18 protein-coding genes are annotated in these 21,975 nt (G+C 67.8%); 12 read left to right on the forward strand and 6 right to left on the reverse strand.

The window, feature by feature from the left end:
* Positions 1–299 precede the first annotated feature (299 nt).
* Positions 300–1,919 carry a ribosomal protection-like ABC-F family protein gene (gene abc-f / locus DMH01_RS42080; protein ID WP_125685056.1) on the reverse strand — a complete coding sequence of 540 codons (1,620 nt, stop codon included), beginning with the start codon at positions 1,917–1,919 and terminating at the stop codon, positions 300–302.
* A 117-nt stretch (positions 1,920–2,036) separates the two neighbouring features.
* Positions 2,037–2,282 (reverse strand): hypothetical protein, encoded by a 246-nt coding sequence (locus DMH01_RS42085; RefSeq protein ID WP_125685057.1) that lies wholly within the window; start codon positions 2,280–2,282, stop codon positions 2,037–2,039.
* Positions 2,283–2,313: 31 nt separating this feature from the next.
* Between DMH01_RS42085 and DMH01_RS42090 the strand changes: the two genes are divergently transcribed.
* Positions 2,314–3,603 (forward strand): hypothetical protein, encoded by a 1,290-nt coding sequence (locus tag DMH01_RS42090; protein ID WP_233621882.1) that lies wholly within the window; start codon positions 2,314–2,316, stop codon positions 3,601–3,603.
* Between the two features lie 51 nt (positions 3,604–3,654).
* Here the strand turns inward: DMH01_RS42090 and DMH01_RS42095 are convergent, their stop codons facing one another.
* From DMH01_RS42095 to DMH01_RS42110, 4 genes are read right to left on the reverse strand one after another with little or no spacing between them, the layout of a single operon-like run.
* The gene (locus tag DMH01_RS42095) at positions 3,655–5,058 is read right to left on the reverse strand and encodes a GH1 family beta-glucosidase (RefSeq protein WP_125685058.1); all 1,404 of its coding nucleotides are present in this window, start codon (positions 5,056–5,058) and stop codon (positions 3,655–3,657) included.
* A gap of 2 nt (positions 5,059–5,060) precedes the next feature.
* The gene (locus DMH01_RS42100; RefSeq protein WP_125685059.1) at positions 5,061–5,918 is read right to left on the reverse strand and encodes a carbohydrate ABC transporter permease; all 858 of its coding nucleotides are present in this window, start codon (positions 5,916–5,918) and stop codon (positions 5,061–5,063) included.
* Positions 5,915–6,895 (reverse strand): carbohydrate ABC transporter permease, encoded by a 981-nt coding sequence (locus tag DMH01_RS42105; RefSeq protein ID WP_125685060.1) that lies wholly within the window; start codon positions 6,893–6,895, stop codon positions 5,915–5,917. Before DMH01_RS42105 ends, DMH01_RS42100 begins: the two co-directional genes overlap by 4 nt.
* Positions 6,896–6,898: 3 nt before the next feature.
* Positions 6,899–8,200 carry an extracellular solute-binding protein gene (locus DMH01_RS42110; RefSeq protein ID WP_125685061.1) on the reverse strand — a complete coding sequence of 434 codons (1,302 nt, stop codon included), beginning with the start codon at positions 8,198–8,200 and terminating at the stop codon, positions 6,899–6,901.
* Between the two features lie 181 nt (positions 8,201–8,381).
* On the opposite strand from DMH01_RS42110, the gene DMH01_RS42115 reads away from it, so the two are divergent.
* The 11 genes from DMH01_RS42115 to mmsA all read left to right on the forward strand — a co-directional run bounded on the left by DMH01_RS42115 (position 8,382) and on the right by mmsA (position 21,973).
* A complete protein-coding gene (locus tag DMH01_RS42115) occupies positions 8,382–9,428 on the forward strand; it encodes a LacI family DNA-binding transcriptional regulator (RefSeq protein ID WP_199745836.1) in 1,047 nt (348 codons plus the stop codon).
* 108 nt (positions 9,429–9,536) lie between these two features.
* Positions 9,537–10,550: a LacI family DNA-binding transcriptional regulator gene (locus DMH01_RS42120; RefSeq protein WP_125685062.1), complete on the forward strand. Its 1,014-nt coding sequence runs from the start codon at positions 9,537–9,539 to the stop codon at positions 10,548–10,550.
* 78 nt (positions 10,551–10,628) lie between these two features.
* Complete coding sequence (locus DMH01_RS42125) at positions 10,629–11,600, forward strand: ABC transporter substrate-binding protein (RefSeq protein WP_199745837.1); 972 nt, start codon at positions 10,629–10,631, stop codon at positions 11,598–11,600.
* Positions 11,601–11,622: 22 nt separating this feature from the next.
* On the forward strand, positions 11,623–13,125 hold the full coding sequence (locus DMH01_RS42130) for a sugar ABC transporter ATP-binding protein (protein WP_199745841.1): 1,503 nt from the start codon (positions 11,623–11,625) through the stop codon (positions 13,123–13,125).
* On the forward strand, positions 13,122–14,159 hold the full coding sequence (locus tag DMH01_RS42135; RefSeq protein ID WP_125685064.1) for an ABC transporter permease: 1,038 nt from the start codon (positions 13,122–13,124) through the stop codon (positions 14,157–14,159). The genes DMH01_RS42130 and DMH01_RS42135 overlap by 4 nt, the downstream gene beginning before the upstream one ends.
* On the forward strand, positions 14,156–15,139 hold the full coding sequence (gene yjfF, locus DMH01_RS42140; protein WP_125685065.1) for a galactofuranose ABC transporter, permease protein YjfF: 984 nt from the start codon (positions 14,156–14,158) through the stop codon (positions 15,137–15,139). Before DMH01_RS42135 ends, yjfF begins: the two co-directional genes overlap by 4 nt.
* 293 nt (positions 15,140–15,432) lie before the next feature.
* Entirely contained in the window at positions 15,433–17,106 is a 1,674-nt protein-coding gene (gene araB, locus DMH01_RS42145) for a ribulokinase (RefSeq protein WP_125685066.1), read from the forward strand.
* Positions 17,103–17,789 (forward strand): L-ribulose-5-phosphate 4-epimerase, encoded by a 687-nt coding sequence (locus DMH01_RS42150; RefSeq protein ID WP_125685067.1) that lies wholly within the window; start codon positions 17,103–17,105, stop codon positions 17,787–17,789. Before araB ends, DMH01_RS42150 begins: the two co-directional genes overlap by 4 nt.
* Positions 17,786–19,291, forward strand: a complete 1,506-nt coding sequence (gene araA / locus DMH01_RS42155; RefSeq protein WP_125685068.1) for an L-arabinose isomerase — start codon at positions 17,786–17,788, stop codon at positions 19,289–19,291. The genes DMH01_RS42150 and araA overlap by 4 nt, the downstream gene beginning before the upstream one ends.
* 26 nt (positions 19,292–19,317) lie before the next feature.
* A complete protein-coding gene (gene chvE, locus DMH01_RS42160; RefSeq protein ID WP_125685069.1) occupies positions 19,318–20,445 on the forward strand; it encodes a multiple monosaccharide ABC transporter substrate-binding protein in 1,128 nt (375 codons plus the stop codon).
* Positions 20,446–20,449: 4 nt separating this feature from the next.
* A complete protein-coding gene (gene mmsA, locus DMH01_RS42165; RefSeq protein WP_199745838.1) occupies positions 20,450–21,973 on the forward strand; it encodes a multiple monosaccharide ABC transporter ATP-binding protein in 1,524 nt (507 codons plus the stop codon).
* The last annotated feature ends 2 nt before the right edge of the window (positions 21,974–21,975 follow it).

The following is a 21,975-nucleotide window of genomic DNA, read 5'->3' on the forward strand; positions in this document are numbered from 1 at the left end:
AACTCGATGCCATCGCAGACGAACTCAACGACCGGCCGCGGCAGACGCTGGGCTGGCTTAAGCCGATCGAAGCGTTCAGCAAAGTGTTGCTAGACTAGAGGCGGTGCACTCACCAGTTGAAACCACCCAAGAATACACGAACCAATAGAACAAATGTTCGTAATTTTAAGCAACAATGAAGCGGCATATTTACCACTCAAGAGTGATTTGGTGACCGCGCTCCTTGCGTTCGAGTGATCGAAGCGCCGGGTCGTGAGTGTTGGAACGCGAATCACCACTCACGACCCGGCCCAGAGAGGTCAGGACTCCACGATCGCCCCATCGGTCAATCGCACTCGCCGATTCACCTTGATCTCCCGAAGGAACCGCTCGTCGTGGCTCACGACCACGAAAGCCCCTTGATATGCCCCCAACGCGCTCTCCAATTGCCCGACGCTGACCAGGTCGAGGTTGTTGGTCGGCTCGTCGAGCAGCAGGAGCTGCGGCGCGGGTTCGGCGAACAGGACGCAGGCCAGGGTGGCTCGCAGGCGTTCGCCGCCGGAGAGCACGCCGACGGGAAGCTGGCTTCGCGCGCCTCGGAACAGGAAGCGGGCGAGCAGGGTCATCCGTTGCGACTCGGGGAGGCTCGGGGCGAACGCGGCGAAGTTCTCGGCGATGGTCCGGTCGAGGTCCAGGAGATCCAGCCGTTGGGAGAGGTACGCGATCCGGCCCTCGGCTCGCTTCACCACACCACTGTCAGGCGTGAGGTCTCCGTTGAGCACTCGCAGGAGGGTCGACTTACCGGTGCCGTTTCCGCCGGTCAGCGCGATCCGTTCGGGGCCGCGGATCGTCAGGTCGACGCCGTCGCCCGCGAAGACGTTCCGGTCGCCGTAGCGGACCTGGATGTGCTCGCCGTGGAACATCGTGCGCCCGGCGGGGACGTTGGTGCCCGGCAGGATCAGGGCGATCTTCTGGTCGTCGCGGAGGGAGCGTTCGGCCTCGTCGAGGCGGTTCTTCGCGTCGCTGACCCGGGCGGCGTGCGTCTCGTTCGCCTTGCCCGCGGACTCCTGGGCGTTGCGTTTCATGGTGCCGGCGAAGATCTTCGGCAGGCCGGCGTTGCCGAGGTTCCTGGCGGCGTTGCCCGCGCGGCGGGCCGCCCGCTCGCGGGCCTGCTGCATCTCCCGCTTCTCGCGTTTGACCTCTTGTTCGGCGCTGCGGACGTTGCGTTCGGCGACCTCTTGTTCTGCCTTGACGGCAGCTTCGTACTGGGTGAAGTTCCCGCCGTGGTAGCGGAGATCGCCGCGGTCGAGTTCGGCGATCCGGTCCATCCGGTCGAGCAGTTCCCGGTCGTGGCTCACCAGCAACAGGCAGCCGGACCAGTCTTCGAGGACCCCGTAGAGCTTGCGGCGGGCGTCGAGGTCGAGGTTGTTGGTCGGTTCGTCCAGCAGCAGGATGTCGGGCCGCTTCAGCAGTTGCGCGGCCAGACCGAGGGAGATGATCTGCCCGCCGCTCAGCGTGCGCAGGCTCCGGTCCAGCGAAATGCCGTCGAGGCCGAGCCGGTCGAGCTGAGCGCGGGTGCGCTCTTCGATGTCCCAGTCGTTCCCGATGGTGGTGAAGTGCTCTTCGCTCGCGTCACCGGACTCGATCGCGCTCAGTGCCGCGAGCTGCGGGGCGATGCCCAGCACTTCGGCCACGTTCAGGTCGGCGGTGAGGGGCAGCGACTGCGGCAGGTAGCCGAGGACTCCCTGGGTGGAGACCGATCCGGACACCGGTCGCAGCTCTCCGGCGATGAGTTTGAGGAGCGTGCTCTTGCCCGCACCGTTCGGCGCGACCAAGCCGGTGCGGCCACCGGGCACGGTGAAGGACAGGTCGTCGAAGACCGGGGTGTCATCCGGCCAGGAGAAGGAGAGGGCGGACACGACGACGAAGGCGTCTGACATGGAAATGACCTCGTGAAAGACAGCGGGCGCCTTGAGGCGGCACCGCGGTGGACGTGGCTTGAGGGGACGACAAAGAGGCCACGTCGGCGTCGACGCCGGTGGCCTGCCTACTCCGGCTCACCCGGAGATGTCGTCTTCACCTGCCACGTCTGGTCTCCACTGCTCGTCGATCAGGTCCGCACCTACGATAACAAGACCTGCCGGACCATGGCCACCGCAATCCCTCGGCGCGGCGTCGGCAAGGCGCGAATTCCGGTGTTCATTCGTTTGTTCGCCACGATTCCCGGTGATCGGTGATCGTGTGGCCGGAATCATATTCATTGAGTGGCTATGGCGCGGACTTCTAATGTTCTCGATGGCCATCGCTCGATTCCTTGAGCTGAAAGGTTTTCCGATGATGTCGAATGCCGGAACCCGAAGACGAATCGCGACCACGGTAACCGCGCTGGGGGCGTTCGCCCTGGTCGCTCCGCCGGCGCACGCCGCCGAAACCGCCGTTCCCTGCGACTCCGCCGCATTGATCCAGGCCATCGCCGAGGCCAACGCCACCCCCGCGCCGGACACGCTCTCCCTGGCGGCGAAGTGCGTCTACACGCTCACCGCGGTCGCCGATGCCTACTGGAAAGCCGGGCTGCCCTCCATCGAGGGAAAGCTCACCGTCAACGGTAATCACGCCACCGTCGAACGCGCCAAGGACGCGCCCCGGTTCCGGATCATCAACAATCGGGGCGACCTTACGCTCAACGAACTCACGATCGCGGGCGGGCACGCTCCCGACGGTGCCGGGACCAACTCCTCTGGAGACGCGAACCCGGGCGGGTCCGGCGGCGGTATCCAGAACTGGGGCCCGCTGACCATCACCGACAGCGTCATCAGCGGCAACACCGCCGGTTCGGGTGGTCCTGGCGCGGACGCGACCGCCACCACCTATGCCGGGAGCGGGGGCAGCGGCGGTTTCGGCGGTGGCATCTCCTCGTACTCTTCCTCGCGCATCGCACTGACGATCACTCGTACCGCGATCACCGGTAACGCCAGTGGTTCCGGCGGCCCGGGCGGAAACGGTGTGGCGGCCAAGCCGGGGGGCCGAGGCGGGTCCGCCGGCTACGGTGGAGGCGTCGAAGCCCTCGGTGGCACCGTCCTGCGAATCACCGGCGGCGGTATCACCGACAACAGCGCCGGGACCGGTGGCAAGGGCGGTACGGGCGGCGCCGGGGACGGCGGCAGCGGTGGCGTCGCAGGCGGCGCGTTCGTGTCGTCCAGCGGGGGCGTTCTGCTGAATCCCGCCATCGTCGGTGCCACCGTCACGGGCAACCAGTCGGGCCGAGGGGGCGACGCCGGTGTCGCGGGGCCGGGCGGATACGCCGGGTACTCCGGTTACGGAGGTCGAGGCGGCGGGCTCGGCGTGTTCGACGACAACCTCACACTCGACGAGGTGAAGGTCAGCGACAACGCCGCGGGCGAGCCCGGAGCCGGCTCGTACCCGCAGCCGGCATCCGGCGGCGGCATCCACACGCTGGGCGCGCGCGTCATGCTGGTGAACGGGGCCGTGGTGAGCGGCAACCGGCCCGACAACTGTGTTTACCCGGCGGACGTGCCCGGCTGCGTCAACGGTTTCCGGACCGCCGAGGCTCATGGCCCTGACCAGCGGGACATCGCCGAGCGGGCCGCGGTCGTCCGCCGGTAGATGTCAGGCAAGGGTCGTTCAGGACGAAGAGGTCCTGAACGACCCTTGCCGTCAGCTCAGCCCGTTGAGACTGATCGCCCTGGCATACCAGAGCGCGCTCTGTTTCGGCGTCCGCTGCTGCGTCGCGTAGTCGACATGGACGAGCCCGAACCGTTTGCCGTACCCCTCGGCCCACTCGAAGTTGTCGAGCAGCGACCAATAGAAGTAACCGCGCAGGTCGACGCCCGCCTCGATCGCCTCGTACGCGGCGCGCAGATGCGAGTCGAGGAAGGCGATCCGGTCGGTGTCCGCGATGTCCCCGCCGATCACCGCGTCCGGATAGGACGCGCCGTTCTCGGTGATGTACAACGGGATCGGCCGATAGTCGCGATGGACCTGGAGGAGGCACTCGGTGAGCCGCGAGGGCTGGACCTCCCAGCCGGAGTCGGTGCGGGGCGCCGCTTCGTCGGGCACGAAATGGACGTCGGGGGAGCCGAGCCAGTCGGCGCCCGCCGGTTCGCTGCCGGGCAGCGGCGTGCCCGCGACCTGGTAGCCGCGGTAGTAGTTGATGCCCAGCCAGTCGATCGGAGCGGCGATGGTCGCGAGGTCGCCGTCCCGCACCAGTTCTCCGATGCCGAGCGGTGCCAGGTCGGCGAGCAGGTCCTCGGGGTAGGAGCCACGCAGCACCGGGTCCAGGAACAGCCTGTTCTGCAGGCCGTCGATCCGGCGCGCCGCCTCGGAGTCCACAGTGGACGAGGGATCGACCGCCGACACCGGGTACAGGTTCAGCGTGATCCCCGACGACGCGGCGGGCCCATGCCGACGCAGCACGTCCATCGCCAGTCCGTGGCCCAGCAGCAGGTGGTGCGCGGCCGCGACGGCGGCGCGGGGTTCCTGCCTGCCCGGCGCGTGGATCCCGCGCGCGTAGCCGAGCATCGCGGCGCACCACGGCTCGTTCAGGGTGGACCAACGCGGCACCCGGTCGCCCAGGCGCGCCACGACCGTTTCGGCGTATTCGGCGAACCGGAAGGCGGTCTCGCGTGCCGCCCAGCCGCCCTCGTCTTCCAGCGTTTGGGGGAGATCCCAGTGGTAAAGCGTCGCCCAGGGTTCGACTCCGGCCTCGAGAAGCTTGTCGACGAGCCGGTCGTAGAACGCGAGGCCGCGCGGGTTCGGCGCGCCGCCGTCGGGCCGGATCCGCGGCCACGACAGCGAAAACCGGTACGCGCCGAGGCCGAGCCGTCGCATCAGATCGACGTCTTCGGCATAGCGCCGGTAGTGATCGGCGCCCGGTTCCCCGGTGTCGCCACCGACGACGGCGCCGGGTCGGCGGGCGAAGACGTCCCAGATCGAGTCGGTCCGGCCGTCGGCGGCCGTCGCCCCTTCGACCTGGAAGGCCGCGGTGGCGGCGCCCCACACGAATCCGGGCGGGAACAGGAGCGCGGTCTTCGCCCGGACACTGTCGGGATGAGCGGACATGGTCACCCTTTCACGGCACCTTGCATGATCCCGGCCACGATCTGGCGGCCGAGGAGGAGGAAGACGATGAGGATCGGGATGGTCGCCAGGGTGGTCCCGGCCAGCACCAGCGAATAGTCGACGTAGTAGCCGCTCTGCAGCTTCTCCAGCGCCAGCTGGACGGTGGGGTTGCCGGCGTCCAGCACCACGAGCGGCCAGAGGAAATCGTTCCACGACGTCATGAACGTGAACATCGCCAGGATCGCCGCCGCCGGCCGGACCGCGGGCAGGCAGACGTTCCAGAAGATCCGGATCATGCTGCAGCCGTCGACGCGCGCCGCCTCGATCAGTTCGTACGGTACGGCGTCCACTGTGTACTGCCGCATCCAGAAGACGCCGAACGCGGTCACCAGGTTGGGCACGATCACCGACTGCAATCCGCCCGCCCAGCCGAACTCGGACATCGCCATGAACAGCGGGATGATGCCGAGCTGGGTCGGTACGGCGAGGGTGATGACGATGAACACGAACAGCCCGTTCCGCCCGCGGAACCGCAGTTTGGCGAAGGCGAACCCGGCCAGCGACGAGAACAGCACCGTGGTGAGGGTGACCGTGCCCGACACGATCAGGCTGTTCGCGAGCGCCTTCCAGAACGGCACGGTGTCGAACACCCTCGCCGCGTTGGCGAAGAAGTTCCCGCCGGGCAGGAAGGGCGGGACCCGTTCGGTGAGCATCCCGCTGTCCCGGCTCGCGACCAGGAACGACCAGTAGAACGGGAAGAGCGAGCCCAGCACGAAGATCGCGAGCACGACGTAGGTCGCCCTGCGCGGCTTTCCCAGCGCCGAAACGCCGCGTTTGAGTCCACTGTGGATCACTGTCATTTCTTCTTCACCGCCGTGAGCCTGCCGGTGAGGAAGAAGTTCACCAGCGCGATCAGCACGATGATCACGAACAGCACCCACGCGATCGCCGAGGCATAACCGAGTTCGTAGTTCTCGAAGGCCGTTTGGTACAGGTACAGCGTCACGGTCTGGAACTGGTTGGAAGAACCGCCGTTGTTCGAGCCCGGCATGGCGTCGAACAGCTTGGGCTCGGTGAAGATCTGGAGGCCGCCGATCGTCGAGGTGATCGTGACGAAGATCAGCGTCGGCTTCAGCAAGGGGAGCGTGATGCTGAAGAACCGGCGTGCGGCGCCCGCTCCGTCGATCAACGCGGCCTCGTGCAGTTCCTTCGGGATGGCCTGCATCGCCGCCAGCACGATCAGCGCGTTGTACCCGGTCCAGCGCCAGTTCACCATGATCGCGATCGCGGCGTGGCTGCTGAACCGGCCCGCCTGCCAGTCGACCGGATCCAGCCCGATCGTCTGCAGCAGTCCGTTGACCAGCCCGTACTTCGGCCCGAACAGGTTCGCGAAGATGATCCCGAGCGCGACCAGGCTGGCGGCGTAGGGGAGCAGGACGCCGACGCGCCAGCCGGTCGCCCCGCGGAGCCTGGCGCTGAGCAGTGCCGCCAGGAGCACCGCGATGATCAGCTGCGGAACGCTGGAGAGCAGGAAGATGCTGACGGTGTTCTCGAGCGCGTTCCAGAACTGCGTGTCGGCGAACAACTCCTTGAAGTTGTCCAGCCCGATGAAAACGGGGTTGTCGTCACCCGCCTCCCAACTGAACAGGGACACGTACGCCGTGTAGAGCAGCGGGAACAACCCGACGATCCCGAACACGACGAAGAACGGGGCGATGTAGAGGTACGGCGAGACCTTGACGTCCCACCGGCTCAGCCGATGGCGGAGGGTGGGCCGGGGCGACGTGCGCACCCCGGCCTTCTCCTCGTCCGGCGCGATCTTGTCGACGACGGTCATCGGTCAGCGCGTGATCTTCTTCGCGGCGTCGAGCAGTTGCGTCCAGCCCTCGTCCGCCGACTTGCCCTGTTCGACGGCCTGCAGCGCCGGACTCGACGCGTTCTCCTGGATCTGACCGTCACCAGGGCCCTTGTACTGCGGCTTCGCGACCTTCTTCGCCTGCTCGGCGAACAGCTGGCCGATCTTGGCGCCGCCGAAGTAGGCGTCGGTCTCGCTCAGCAGCGCCTGGTCCTCCAGCGCCTTGACCTGGCTGGGGAAGGTGCCCTTCGCCTTGAACGCCTTGATCTGCTGTTCGGGCGCGGTCAGCCAGGCGGCGAGTTCGGCCGCCTCCTTCGGGTGCTTCGACTGCGTGGGCACGGTCAGGTACGAGCCGCCCCAGTTGCCGCCGCCACCGGGGAAGGCCGCGGTGACCGCCCATTTGCCCGCGTTCTCGGGGCCGGAGTGCTCCTCGATCACGCCGAGCATCCACGCGGGGCACACCTTCGTCGCGAAGGCGCCCTGCTTGAACCCGGAGTTCCACTCGTTGCTGAACGCGGTCAGCTTGGCCGACTGTCCTTTCGCGACGGCGCCGGTGACCTTGGTCCAGGCGTCCTTGATGCCCTGGTTCGATTCCAGCGTCGGCTTGTCGTCGTTGCCGATGTACCCGGTGGGGAGCTGGTTGACCATGGAGTTGAAGTTCTGCGCGGCCGAGTCGAACCACGCCTTCCCGCCGGTCTTGGCGACGTACTGGTCGCCGGCGGCGAAGTAGCTGTCCCAGGTCGCGAACAACGGCTTGACCGCTTCGGGGTCGGACGGCATGCCCGCCGCTTCGAGCATGTCCTTGCGGTAGCACATCGCCAGCGGGCCGATGTCCGTCCCGTAGCCGATGACCTTGCCGTCCTTGGTCTTCGCCGCGTCGTACTTCCAGGCGAGCCAGCGGTCGGGGGAGGCCTCCGCCGGGCCGATCTTGCTCAGGTCGTTGAACTTCGAGCCCTTGTCGAGGACGTTCGACAGGTGCCCTTCCTCGACGGCGGTGACGTCGGCGAGGCCGGACCCCGCGGCCAGTTTCGTGATCAGGTCCTGGTGGTACGGCCCGCCCTGACCGGTCTTGCGGTGGGTGATCTTGATGTTCGGGTGCAGTCGCTCGTACTCGGGAATGAGCTCCTCGTAGCCGAACTCGGTGAACGTCGCCAGCGACAGCTCGACCTTCGCGCTCGGGCCCGACGCGGCGGGGGTCCCGCCGTCGTCACCGCCGCACGCCGCCAGGCCGAACGTCGTCATCGTGATACCCAGTGCCAGCACCAGGCCGTTCCGGATGCTTCTCACGTCGTTATCCCTTACTGATGGGGGTGAGGAGAAAATGGGAGCGCTCCCAGGATGCGCAGAGTCTGTCGCCAAGGTATGGCCGTGTCAAGGGCTTGTAATGAGAGTGTTTCCATCAGGGGAGCGCTCTCAGTGTCGTCGCGCGCCGAGCACTAAGCTGTCGGTGTCCGGATGGAGCTGAAGAGTGAAGGTGGCGCGGGTGGGGCCTCGACCAGGGGAAGACGGCAGGCCGACACTGGAAGACGTGGCCGCGTCCGCCGGGGTCAGCCGGTCGACGGCGTCCCGTGCGCTGAACGACGACGGTTACGTCAGCGCGCGCTCCCGCGAGAAGGTCCAAGCCGCGGCGCGCGAACTCGGCTATTCCCCGAACCAGGCGGCCAGATCGCTCGTGACCAAGCGGACCGGCGCGGTCGCGGTCGTGCTGTCGGAGCCGGAGGCACGGCTGCTCGACGACCCGTACCGCACCGCGGTCATGCGCGCGGGCTATCGCGAACTCGCCGACGTCGGCTGCCAGATGGTCTTGATCTTCAGTGACACCCGCGAGGATCTCGACCGCACGGTCCGGTTCCTGGACGGCGGGCACGTCGACGGCGTACTGGTCTTCGCGCCGCACCGGACCGATCCGCTGCCCAAGGCGTTGCGGCAGTTGAGGATCCCGGTGGTGTACGGCGGGCAGGCGGCCGGGCTGAAACGCGGTGTCCACGTCGTCGACTTCGACAACGAGGGCGGCGCGAAGCTCGCGGTCGCGCATCTGGTCGAGGCGGGCCATCGCCGGATCGCCACGATCGCCGGCCCGCAGGACCAGAGCGCGGCGATCGACCGGCTCTCCGGCTGGCGCAAGACCCTCCTCGACGCCGGGCTCGACCCGGCGGACCTGATGGAGGAAGGCGACTTCACCCTGACCGGCGGCGCGAAGGCGATGGCGAACCTGCTCGCCCGGCGCCCCGACCTCGACGCCGTCTTCGTGGCCAGCGACATGATGGCCCTCGGCGCGCTCCGGACGCTGCATTCCGCCGGACGGCGGATCCCGTCGGACGTCGCCGTCGTCAGCTTCGACGACAACGCGACGCTCGCGCCGGAGATGGACCCGCCGCTGACGTCGGTCCACCAGGACCCTCGGGAACAGGTCCACGCGATGGTCGAAACCCTGCTCGCGGTGATGGACGACCGGGATCTCAAGCCCCGCCAGCGGATCTTGCCGGTCTCGCTCACACATCGCGCCTCCAGCTGACCCCGGGCTCCGTGACCCGACTGTGACTCGGGGAGCGCTTGACCCGGCTCGTGTTATCGCTAACACTTGCGGCACTCGTCACACGGTACCGGGATTGGGAGACAGGCGATGGCGCGCGAAACCACCGAGAGCAAGCAGGCCAGTCTCACCGACGTGGCCGCGCTCGCGGGCGTTTCGCATATGACGGTCTCGCGGGTCATCAACGGCACCGGGCCGGTTCGCGCCGAGACGCGCGTCCGTGTCAACGCCGCCATCGAGCAGCTGGACTACCGGCCGAACTCGGTCGCCCGCGCGCTGGTCACCGGCCGCTCGGGCACGCTCGGCGTGGTCGCGCTGGAGGCCAACCTCTACGGTCCGGCCAGCACTTTGAGCGGCATCGAGCACGCCGCTCGCGAAGCCGGCTACGCGACGACCATAACCAGCATCAGCCGTCCGGGCCGCTCGTCGATCACGGACGCGGTGGAGCGCCTGCGCCGCCAGGCCGTCGAGGGCATCGTCGTGATCGCACCGCACGTCACCGCCGCACGCGCGCTGGAGGCGGCGCCCAGCGACGTGCCGCTCGTCGCGGTCGGCGGCGGGGACAAGGCGCCGGTCCCGGTGATCACGGTCGACCAGTACGACGGCGCGCGGCGCGCCACCGAGCACCTCCTCGGTCTCGGCCACGAGACCGTCTGGCACGTGGCAGGCCCCGAAGACTGGCTGGAGGCGCTCGACCGCGAGCGTGGCTGGCGCGAGACCCTGCAGCGGCACGGCGCACGGATCCCGCCCGTCATCCGCGGTGACTGGAGCGCGCGTTCCGGGTACGCGGCGGGGCGATCCCTCGTCGGCGAACGGGGACTGGACGCGGTGTTCGTGGCGAACGACCAGATGGCCCTCGGCTTTCTCCGCGCCTGCACCGAAGCGGGGGTGAACGTGCCGGGGGAGATGCGGATCGTCGGCTTCGACGACGTTCCCGAGGCGGCGTACTACACGCCGCCGCTGACGACGGTGCGCCAGGACTTCGTCGAAGTCGGCAGGCGCACGTTCGACCTGCTCCGCCGCCGGATGAACGGTGGTGAGGACCGAGACCGCGACCTGGTGGTCCCCGAACTGATCGTGCGGGAGAGCACCGGTCTTTCGTAGTACCCGGAGCCGTTTCCAGGGCTCAAGGCACAAGTGTTAACGCTAACTCAACTGATCAGTGCGGATCTAGGAGTCGATGTGGCAAGAAAACCGTGGACGGCGATCGTGGCCGGAGTGGCCGGGCTGCTCCTGCTCTCCGCGTGCGGCGGTGGCGGCGGGACTGGTGGCGGCGGCGCCCTCACCCTCGGCTTCGCCCAAGTGGGCGCGGAAAGCGGCTGGCGCACGGCGAACACGAAGTCGATCCAGGATTCCGCGAAGGCGGCCGGGATCGAGCTGAAGTTCTCCGACGCGCAGCAGAAGCAGGAGAACCAGATCGCGGCGATCCGGTCCTACATCCAGCAGAAGGTCAAGGTGATCGCCTTCTCGCCGGTCGTGGAATCCGGCTGGGACACCGTGCTCAAGGAGGCGAAGACGGCGAACATCCCGGTGATCCTGACCGACCGGGCCGTCGACTCCCAGGACAAGTCGCTGTACAAGACCTTCCTCGGCTCGGACTTCGTCGCCGAGGGCAAGAAGGCGGGCGAGTGGCTGGCCAAGGAGTTCGGCTCGGCGGCGGGCGACGTCAGCATCGTGGAACTGCAGGGCACCACCGGTTCCGCGCCGGCGAACGACCGCAAGAAGGGTTTCGCCGACGTCATCGCGTCGAACCCGAAGTTCAAGGTCGTCGCGTCGCAGACCGGTGAGTTCACCCGGGCCAAGGGCAAGGAGGTCATGGAGGCCTTCTTGAAGTCGCAGCCCAAGATCGACGTGCTGTACGCGCACAACGACGACATGGCCCTCGGTGCCATCGAAGCGATCGAGGCGGCCGGGAAGGTGCCCGGCAAGGACATCAAGATCGTCTCGGTCGACGGTGTTCGCGACGCCCTGCAGGCACTGGCCGACGGCAAGATCAACCACGTCGTCGAATGCAACCCGCTGCTCGGCCCGCAGCTGATGGATCTGGTGAAGAAGGTCGCCGCCGGCGAGCAGGTGCCGCCGCGCATCGAGACCACCGAGACCGAATTCGACCAGGCCGCGGCCAAGGCCGCGCTGCCGCAACGCCAGTACTGAGCCGATGACAGAACCCCTCGCGATGCTGCGGATGAGCCATATCCGGAAGGAATTCCCCGGCGTGGTCGCCCTCGACGACGTCTCCTTCCGGATGTTCCCCGGCGAAGTGCACGCCCTGATGGGGGAGAACGGTGCCGGCAAGTCCACCCTGATCAAGGTGCTCACCGGCGTTTACGGGGTGGACGCGGGCACGATCGAACTCGACGGCTCCCCGGTCGCGTTCAGCGGCCCGGGAGAGGCGCAGCGCTCCGGCGTGAGCACCGTCTACCAGGAAGTGAACCTCTGCCCGAACCTGTCGGTGGCGGAGAACATCTGCCTCGGCAAGGAGCCGCGACGGCGCGGCCGCATCGACTGGCGCGAGACGCGCCGCCGGGCGGCCGCGCTGCTGGCCAGGCTGGACGTCGAGGTGGACGTTTCGGCCGAGCTGGGCAGCTGCTCGATCGCGGTGCAGCAACTGGTCGCGATCGCCAGGGCGCTCGACGTCGACGCGCGGGTCCTCGTGCTCGACGAACCGACGTCCAGTTTGGACGCCGGCGAGGTCGAGCAGCTGCTGAACGTGGTGCGGTCGCTGCGGGATCAGGGGATGGCGATCCTGTTCGTCTCCCATTTCATCGAGCAGGTCTTCGCCGTCGCGGACCGGATGACGGTGCTGCGCAACGGAAAGCTGATCGGCGAGTACCGCACCGAGGAGATCACCCCGGTCGACCTGGTCACCAGGATGATCGGCAAGGAACTCGAAGCGCTCGAAGACATCGAGGACGCGGCCCACAGCCGGTCCGACCTCGCCGGAGCGCCGGTGTTCCTCGAAGCGGGCGACGTCGGACGCAAGGGCGGTGTCGCGCCGTTCTCGCTCGACATCCGGTCGGGCGAGGTCGTCGGCCTCGCCGGGCTGCTCGGTTCGGGCCGCACCGAACTGGCGCGGCTGCTGTTCGGCGCCGATCACGCGGACAGCGGTTCCGTGCGGATCGACGGCGAGCCGGTGTCGCTGAAGACGCCGCGGACCGGGCTCGACCACCGCATCGCGTTCTGTTCGGAGAACCGCAAGACCGAAGGCCTCGTCGAGGAACTCACCGTGCGCGAGAACATCGTGCTCGCGTTGCAGGCCTCGCGGGGCTGGGCGCGGCCGATCCCGCGGCGGCGGCAGGACGAGATCGCCGAGCGCTACATCGAGATGCTCGACATCCGCCCCGCCAACGCGGAAGCGAAGGTCGGCGACCTGAGCGGCGGCAACCAGCAGAAGGTGCTGCTGGCGAGGTGGCTCATCACCGAACCGCGGCTGCTGATCCTCGACGAGCCGACGCGCGGCATCGACATCGGCGCCAAGACCGAGATCCAGCGGCTGGTCGCCCGGCTCTCGCGTGAGGGGATGGCCGTCGTGTTCATCTCCGCCGAACTCGAGGAGGTGCTGCGGTTGAGCCACCGGGTCGTCGTGCTGCGCGACCGCGCGGTGGTCGCCGTACTGGACAACGAATCGCTGACCGCGGACCGCGTCATGGCGACGATGGCCGAAGGAGTCGCACGATGACCAAGCATCGGTTGTTCTGGCCCGTCGTCGCGTTGCTGGCGCTGCTGCTCGGCGACCTCATCGTACATCCGGCGTTCTTCGCGATCGAGTTCCGCGACGGGCATCTCTACGGGAACCTGATCGACATCCTGAAGAACGGCGCCCCGCTGATCCTCATCGCGATCGGCATGACCCTGGTGGTGGCGACGCGGGGGATCGACCTCTCCGTCGGCGCGGTGGTCGCGATCAGCGGCGCGCTGGCCTGTCTGCACATCAGCGGACTCGGTGACCAGAACAGCCTCGGCGGGACGCTCGCCGCGGTCGGGATGGCGCTGGGACTGGCCCTCGCGCTCGGCGTGTGGAACGGCTGGCTCGTCGCGGTCCTGGGCATCCAGCCGATCATCGCGACGCTGATCCTGATGGTCGCGGGCCGGGGTATCGCCCAGCTGATCACCGGTGGCCAGATCATCACCGTCAATGCGCATCCCTACGAGTGGATCGGCAGCGGGTTCACCTTCGGCCTGCCCAGTGCGATCCTCATCGCGCTGGCCGTGTTCGCCATCGCCGCGGTGCTGGTCCGCCGGTCGGCACTGGGCCTGCTGGTCGAATCGGTGGGCGGCAACCCGGAGGCGGGCAGGCTCGCCGGGCTCAGGTCGTCCCGGCTGATCTGGCTCACCTACGTCTTCTGCGCGCTCTGCGCCGGCATCGCCGGACTGATGATCAGCGCCAACGTGCACAGCGCCGACGGCAACAACGCCGGGCAGTTCATCGAACTCGACGCGATCCTCGCCGTCGTCATCGGCGGGACGCTGCTGACCGGTGGCCGGTTCTCGCTCACCGGGTCGGTGATCGGCGCGCTGCTCATCCAGACGTTGACGACCACCGTGTACGCGCTCGGCATCGCGCCGCAGGCGATCATGCTGTTCAAGGCCGTGGTCGTGCTGGCGGTCTGCCTGCTGCAGTCGCCGGTGTTCCGCAAGAAGCTCGCCAGGCGACGGAAAACGGCCCCGCCGCCTGCCGCCGTCGTGCCGGAGAAGGTGGAGGCCGGGGTATGACGACACTCGACCGCATCAAGGGTTATCGGCCGCGGCAGCGGCACCTGCCGATCCTCGCGACGATGGCGATGCTCATCGCCGCGTACATCTACGGCGCGTCGAGCTACACGGCGTTCGGTTCCGGACAGGTCGTGCTCGACCTGTTCATCAACAACGCCTTCCTGCTGGTCGTCGCCGTCGGGATGACGTTCGTGATCCTCACCGGCGGGATCGACCTGTCGGTGGGTTCGGTCGTGGCGCTGTCCACTGTGGTCTCCGCGGACCTGCTGCAGAACCAGGGCTGGCCGGTTTTCGCGGTGATCCCCGCGGTACTGGCGATCGGTGCGGCGCTGGGCTTCGGGATGGGCGTGCTGATCCAGGTCTTCGAGATCCAGCCGTTCATCGCCACCCTGATCGGGATGTTCTTCGCCAGGGGGCTCTGCTACACGATCAGCACCCAGGCGTACTCGATCGACGACCCGACGGTCGCGAGCCTCGCGCAGACGCAGATCCCGCTCGGCGGGGAACTGCACATCTCGATCGGCGTGGTGGTCGCGCTGGTCGTGGTCGCCGTCGCCGCGTATGTCCTTTACGGAACGCGGTTCGGCCGGACGGTCTACGCGATCGGCGGAAACCCGAAGTCGGCGCTGCTGATGGGCCTGAACGTCGGCCGCACGCGGATCTCGGTCTACACGCTGAGCGGGTTCTGCTCGGCGCTCGGCGGCCTGCTCCTGGTGCTGTACAAGTCCTCCGGCGATCCGCTCAACGGCGTCGGGCTGGAACTGACCGCGATCGCGGCCGTCGTCATCGGGGGCACGCTGCTCACCGGCGGTTCCGGCTACGTCCTCGGGACGGTGCTGGGGATCATGGTGCTGGGCATCATCCAGACCCTGATCACCTTCGACGGCACGCTGAACTCCTGGTGGACCTCGATCATCACCGGCGCGCTGCTGTTCGCCTTCATCGTCCTGCAACGCCTCGTCGGCAGGCGAGCCACATGACGGGAAAGGTGGCTGTTTTCTCATGCCGTTCCTCGGCGGCCGGACTTAGGGCAGGTGTTGCGAAAGCCACTTTCGCAACCTTCAACGTTGGGAAAGTGGCTTTCGCAACACCGTCTCCCTGGCGGACCGCGCAGGGAAGGGGGTCGTGAGTGGCGATTCGTGTTCTAACCCTATTTGCCACTCACGACCACCCCGACCGTCACCGCAGGGCGCCTGACCCTCGATAGAAACCGCCACCGCTTTCGCGGTGGCTCTCGACCAGGAATGTGAACGCTAACAATGCGGGAGAAGAAGTGAGTACAGGGGAGCCGCTGGTCGTCGGCGTCGACTTCGGGACGCTGTCCGGCCGGGCCGTCGTGGTCCGCGTCCGCGACGGCGCGGAACTGGGCAGTGCGGTTTCGGAGTACCGCCACGGCGTGATCGACCGGATCCTGCCCGAGACCGGGCATGGTCTGCCGCCGGACTGGGCGCTGCAGGTGCCGTCGGACTACGTCGACGTCCTCCGCACCGCCGTGCCGGAAGCCGTCCGCGCCGCCGGGGCGGATCCCGCCGACGTCATCGGTATCGGCACCGACTTCACCGCTTGCACGATGGTGCCGACCACGGCCGACGGCACGCCGCTGTGCGAACTGCCCGAATTCACCGGGAATCCGCACGCCTACGTGAAGCTGTGGCGGCACCATTCCGCGCAGCCGCAGGCGGACCGGATCAACGCGCTGGCGCGAAAGCGTGGCGAGTCGTGGCTCCCGCGTTACGGCGGGCTGATCTCCTCGGAGTGGGAGTTCGCCAAGGCGCTGGAGGTCTTCGAAGAGGCGCCCGAGGTCTACGACCGGATGCGGCACTGGGTCGAGCTCGCCGACTGGATCGTCTGGCAGCTCACGGGGGCCTACGTCCGCAACGCGTGCACCGCCGGGTACAAAGGCATCCTCCAGGACGGCCGCTACCCGAGCACGGAGTTCCTGGAGGAGCTCGCGCCCGGCTTCGGGTCCTTCGTGGACGACAAGCTCGTGCATCCGCTGGGTGCGCTCGGCGCCAAGGCGGGAAGCCTGAGCGCCCAGGCGGCGGAATGGACCGGGCTGCCGGAAGGGATCGCGGTCGCCGTCGGCAACGTCGACGCGCATGTCACCGCGCCCGCCGTCCAGGCGGTGGAGCCGGGCCAGATGGTCGCGATCATGGGCACCTCCACCTGTCACGTGATGAACGGCGCCGAACTGCGCGAGGTGCCGGGGATGTGCGGCGTCGTCGACGGCGGGATCGTCTCCGGGCAGTGGGGCTACGAGGCGGGGCAGAGCGGCGTCGGCGACATCTTCGCGTGGTTCGTCGAACACGGCGTCCCGGCGTCCTATGTGGACGACGCCAGGGAAGCGGGGATCTCCGTCCACGAACTGCTCACCCGGCTCGCCGCGGTACAGGAGATCGGCGAGCACGGTCTCGTCGCGCTCGACTGGCACAGTGGGAACCGGTCGGTGCTGGTCGACCACGAACTCTCCGGCGTCGTCGTCGGGCAAACGCTCGCGACCCGCGCCGAGGACACCTATCGCGCGCTGCTGGAAGCGACCGCGTTCGGCACCAGGACCATCATCGAGACCTTCGAGCACGCCGGGGTGCCGGTCACCGAACTGATCGTCGCCGGCGGCCTGGTCAAGAACCCGCTGCTGATGCAGATCTACGCCGACGTCACGAACCTGCCGCTTTCGGTGGCCGGTTCGGCGCAGAGTCCCGCGCTGGGCTCCGCGATCCACGCCGCCGTCGCCGCCGGAGCGCATCCGGACGTCCCGGCAGCGGCGCTCGCGATGGGCTCGGTCCGCCGAGCGGTCCACCAGCCGATCGCCGAGAACGTCAAGGCCTACAACGATCTTTACGCCGAATACGCCGCGCTGCACGACTACTTCGGCCGCGGGACCAACGACGTCATGCACCGGCTCGCCGCCCGCCGCCGCGCCGCCAGGAAAGGACAGCACCGATGAGCCTCGCCGTGGAGATCACGGACACCTTCGAAGAACTGCGGGACACCGTCGCGCGGCTGCACAGCGAGCTCACCCGCTACGAACTGGTCATCTGGACCGCGGGCAACGTGTCGGCGCGCGTCCCCGGGCACGACCTGATGGTGATCAAACCATCCGGCGTGTCCTACGGCGACCTGACTGCCGACACGATGGTCGTCACCGACCTGTACGGCGAAGTCGTCCACGGTAACCTGGCGCCCTCTTCGGACACGGCCGCGCACGCCTACGTCTACCGGCACATGCCCGAGGTCGGCGGTGTCGTCCACACGCATTCGACGTATGCCACGGCCTGGGCGGCACGCGGCGAACCGATCCCGTGCGTGCTCACGATGATCGCGGACGAGTTCGGCGGGGAGATCCCGGTCGGGCCGTTCGCCTTGATCGGTGACGACTCGATCGGCCGGGGCATCGTCGAGACCCTGCGGTCCAGCCGCTCACCCGCGGTGCTGATGCGCAACCACGGCCCGTTCACCGTCGGCCGCACCGCACGGGACGCGGTCAAGGCCGCGGTGATGGTCGAGGACGTCGCGAAGACCGTCCACATCGCTTCCGCGCTGGGAACGCCGGAACCACTGTCCGAGAAGGACGTGGACCGGCTCTACGCGCGCTACCAGAACGTCTACGGCCAGCAGGGAGAGAAGTGAGCACACAGCGGAAGACCGAGGTCTGGTTCCTCACCGGGAGCCAGGCGCTTTACGGCGAGGAGACCCTCGAGCAGGTCGCGGGCCAGTCGCTGCAGATCCAGCGGATGCTGGCCGACACCGGCCGGATCTCGGCCGGGATCGTCGCGAAGCCGGTGCTGACCGAGCCGTCGGCGATCCGGCGCGTGATGCTCGAGGCGAACGCGGACGACGCCTGTGTCGGCGTGATCGCCTGGATGCACACGTTCTCGCCGGCGAAGATGTGGATCACCGGCCTCGACGCGCTGCGGAAACCCTTGCTGCATCTGCACACCCAGCTCAACGAGGCGCTGCCGTGGCAGTCCATCGACATGGACTTCATGAACCTGAACCAGGCCGCGCACGGCGACCGCGAGTTCGGCTACATCCAGACCCGGCTCGGCGTGCCGCGCAAGACCATCGCCGGGCACGCGGCGGATCCGGCGGTCGCCGACCGGATCGACGCGTGGGTCCGCGCCGCGGTCGGCCGCCAGACGATCGGCTCGCTCAAACTCGCGCGGTTCGGTGACAACATGCGGGACGTCGCGGTCACCGACGGGGACAAGGTCGAGGCGGAGCTGAAGTTCGGCGTCTCGGTGAACACCTACGGCGTCAACGAACTCGTCGCGCTGGTCGACGCGGTCCCCGACGCCGAGGTCGACACGCTCGTCGAGGAGTACGCCGACTCGTACGCGCTCGCGCCGGAGCTGGCCGAGGCGGGGGAGCGGCACGAATCGCTGCGCTATGCCGCCCGGATCGAGAAGGGGCTCCGCACGTTCCTGGCGGACGGCGGTTTCGGCGCGTTCACCACGAACTTCGAGGACCTCGGCGGCCTGCGGCAGCTCCCCGGGCTCGCGGTGCAGCGCCTGATGGCCGACGGCTACGGCTTCGGCGGCGAGGGGGACTGGAAGACGTCCGCGCTGCTGACCGCGGTGAAGGCGATGGGCCGCGACTCCGAGCGGGGAACGTCCTTCATGGAGGACTACACCTACCACTTCGGGCCCGGCGAACCGAAGATCCTCGGCGCGCACATGCTCGAAGTCTGCCCGAGCATCGCCGCCGCCAAGCCTTCGTGCGAGATCCACCCGCTCGGTATCGGCGGCCGCGAGGACCCCGTCCGGTTGGTGTTCGACGCCGCCGCCGGGGACGCCGTCGTGATCGGCCTTGCCGACCTCGGCGACCGGTTCCGCCTGGTGGCCAACGAAGTCGAGGTCGTCGCACCGGACGAGCCGCTGCCGAATCTGCCGGTCGCGCGCGCGGTCTGGAAGCCGGCGCCGTCGCTGGCGACGTCCGCCGAAGCCTGGATCACCGCGGGCGGGCCGCACCACACGGTGCTCACGCAGGCCGTCGGCGCCGAGTCGATCCGGGATTTCGCCACCATGCTCGACGTAGAGCTGCTGGTGATCGACCAGACCACGACCTCCGCCTCGATCGCCGACCGGATGCGCTGGAACCAGGCCTATTACCGGCTCGCACAAGGATTCTGATCGGTCCCCACCGGAGAGAAGGAACAATGAAGTTCACGAAACTGGCCACACTGGCCGTGGCGGTCGGCCTCGGCGCCGCGCTCACGGCCTGCGGTTCGAGTGAGAAGACCGTCGATCAGCAGGCGGCCGCGAGCGGTGCCGCCGGCGGTCTCGTCGGCGTCACCATGCCGACCAAATCGTCGGAGCGCTGGATCCACGACGGCGACAACATCAAGGCGGCGCTGGAGAAGCTGGGTTACCAGGTCGACCTGCAATACGCCGAGGACGACATCCCCACCCAGGTGAACCAGATCGAGAACCAGATCACCAAGGGCGCGAAGCTGCTCGTGATCGCCTCGATCGACGGCACCGCGATCACCACCCAGCTGCAGGAGGCCGCGGACAAGAAGATCCCGGTCATCGCCTACGACCGGCTGATCCGCAACACCCCGAACGTCGACTACTACGCGACCTTCGACAACTTCAAGGTCGGTGTGCAGCAGGCGACGTCGCTGCTCACCGGGCTCAAGGTGCTCAAGGAGGACGGTTCGCCCGGTGAGGGCAAGGGACCGTTCAACGTCGAGCTCTTCGCCGGTTCCCCGGACGACAACAACGCGACGTTCTTCTTCAACGGCGCCATGTCGGTGCTGAAGCCGTACCTCGAAAACGGAACGCTGGTCGTCAAGAGCGGCCAGACCGCGTTCAACGTCACGGCGATCCTGCGCTGGCAGGCGGCGACCGCGCAGCGGCGGATGGAAGACCTGCTGACCAAGACCTACAGCTCCGGCGACAAGGTGCAGGGCGTGCTCTCACCGTACGACGGGCTGTCCATCGGCATCCTCTCGGCGCTGAAGAGCAACGGCTACGGCACCCCGGGGCAGCCGTACCCCGTGGTCACCGGCCAGGACGCCGAGGTCGCGTCGGTGAAGTCGATCATCGCGGGCGAGCAGTACTCGACGATCTTCAAGGACACCCGCAAACTCGCCGAGACCACGGTCAAGATGGCCGACGCGGTGCTCAAGGGCGGCAAGGCCGAGACCAACAACACGACCGACTACAACAACGGCCAGAAGGTCGTCCCGGCGTTCCTGCTGGAGTCGGTGATCCTCAACAAGGGGAACTACCAGAAGGAACTCATCGACTCGGGCTACTACAAAGCGGAACAGCTGAGGTAGCGACGTGACCGACGAAATCCTTCGAATGCGGGGGATCACCAAGACCTTCCCCGGCGTCAAGGCGCTGCAGGACGTCAACCTGTCGGTGCGCCGGGGAGAGATCCACGCGATCTGCGGTGAGAACGGCGCGGGCAAGTCCACGCTGATGAAGGTGCTCTCGGGCGTCTACGCGCACGGCTCGTACGACGGCGAGATCGTCTTCGACGGCGAGCCGTGCGCGTTCTCCGCGATCCGCGACAGCGAACGCCGCGGCATCGTGATCATCCACCAGGAACTCGCGCTGTGCCAGCAACTGTCCATCGCGGAGAACATCTTCCTCGGCAACGAGAAGGCACGCGGCGGGCTGATCGACTGGAACCGGACCAACCAGGAGGCCGGGGAGCTGCTGCGGCGCGTCGGCCTGCGGGAGAACCCGGTGACACCGGTGCTCGACATCGGTGTCGGCAAGCAGCAGCTGGTGGAGATCGCCAAGGCACTGTCCAAAGAGGTCAAACTGCTGATCCTGGACGAGCCGACGGCGGCGCTCAACGACGACGATTCGGCGCATCTGCTCGAACTGCTGCGCGGCCTGCGCGACGACGGCGTCACCTGCGTCCTGATCTCGCACAAGCTCAACGAGATCGCCGCGATCGCCGATGCGATCACCATCCTGCGGGACGGCAGGACGATCGAGACGCTCGACGCGAGCACGGTGACCGAAGACCGGATCATCGCCGGGATGGTCGGCCGGAAACTGGAGAACCGGTTCCCTCCGAGGGAACCGCGGATCGGCGACGAGGTCCTCCGCATCGAGGACTGGACCGTGCACAGCCCGACACAACACGGCCGGGTGGTCGTCGACGGCGCGAGCCTGACGTTGCGGCGCGGCGAGATCGTCGGGCTGGCGGGACTGATGGGCGCCGGCCGGACCGAGCTCGCGATGAGCGTCTTCGGCCGTTCGTACGGCAAGGACATCTCCGGGCGCCTGGTCAAGGACGGCAAGGAGATCGAGGTGCGCACGGTCGGCGACGCCGTCGCCAACGGGATCGCGTACGCCACCGAAGACCGCAAACGCTACGGGCTCAACCTCATCGAGGACATCCAGCGCAACATCTCCGGCGCGGCGCTGGGCAAACTCGCCCGGCGCGGCTGGGTGGACGAGAACGAAGAACACCGAGTCGCCGAAGAATTCCGCAAGAGCATGAACATCAAGGCACCGGACGTGCGCAGCGTGACCGGCACGCTCTCCGGCGGCAACCAGCAGAAGGTCGTGCTGTCCAAATGGATCCTCACCGATCCGGACGTGCTGATCCTCGACGAGCCCACCCGCGGCATCGACGTCGGCGCGAAGTACGAGATCTACACGATCGTCAACCGGCTCGCCGACGAGGGGAAGGCCGTCCTGGTCATCTCGTCCGAGCTGCCGGAGCTGCTCGGTCTGTGCGACCGGATCTACACGCTCTCGGCGGGCCGGATCACCGGTGAGGTCGGCCGGGCCGAGGCCACCCAAGAGGTCCTCATGCGGGCGATGACCAGGGAACAGGAGTAAGA

This window comes from Amycolatopsis sp. WAC 04182, from assembly GCF_003947465.1.
Lineage (GTDB): Bacteria > Actinomycetota > Actinomycetes > Mycobacteriales > Pseudonocardiaceae > Amycolatopsis.

Bases quoted from the DNA above. Each gene is read 5' to 3' on its own strand.
- chvE (WP_125685069.1), top strand. From the start codon at position 19,318: ATGAAGTTCACGAAACTGGCCACACTGGCCGTGGCGGTCGGCCTCGGC.
- DMH01_RS42130 (WP_199745841.1), top strand. From the start codon at position 11,623: ATGCTGCGGATGAGCCATATCCGGAAGGAATTCCCCGGCGTGGTCGCC.
- DMH01_RS42100 (WP_125685059.1), bottom strand. From the start codon at position 5,918: ATGACAGTGATCCACAGTGGACTCAAACGCGGCGTTTCGGCGCTGGGA.
- DMH01_RS42135 (WP_125685064.1), top strand. From the start codon at position 13,122: ATGACCAAGCATCGGTTGTTCTGGCCCGTCGTCGCGTTGCTGGCGCTG.
- DMH01_RS42090 (WP_233621882.1), top strand. From the start codon at position 2,314: ATGATGTCGAATGCCGGAACCCGAAGACGAATCGCGACCACGGTAACC.
- DMH01_RS42150 (WP_125685067.1), top strand. From the start codon at position 17,103: ATGAGCCTCGCCGTGGAGATCACGGACACCTTCGAAGAACTGCGGGAC.
- DMH01_RS42120 (WP_125685062.1), top strand. From the start codon at position 9,537: ATGGCGCGCGAAACCACCGAGAGCAAGCAGGCCAGTCTCACCGACGTG.
- DMH01_RS42105 (WP_125685060.1), bottom strand. From the start codon at position 6,895: ATGACCGTCGTCGACAAGATCGCGCCGGACGAGGAGAAGGCCGGGGTG.
- DMH01_RS42095 (WP_125685058.1), bottom strand. From the start codon at position 5,058: ATGTCCGCTCATCCCGACAGTGTCCGGGCGAAGACCGCGCTCCTGTTC.
- DMH01_RS42085 (WP_125685057.1), bottom strand. From the start codon at position 2,282: ATGGCCATCGAGAACATTAGAAGTCCGCGCCATAGCCACTCAATGAAT.
- abc-f (WP_125685056.1), bottom strand. From the start codon at position 1,919: ATGTCAGACGCCTTCGTCGTCGTGTCCGCCCTCTCCTTCTCCTGGCCG.
- yjfF (WP_125685065.1), top strand. From the start codon at position 14,156: ATGACGACACTCGACCGCATCAAGGGTTATCGGCCGCGGCAGCGGCAC.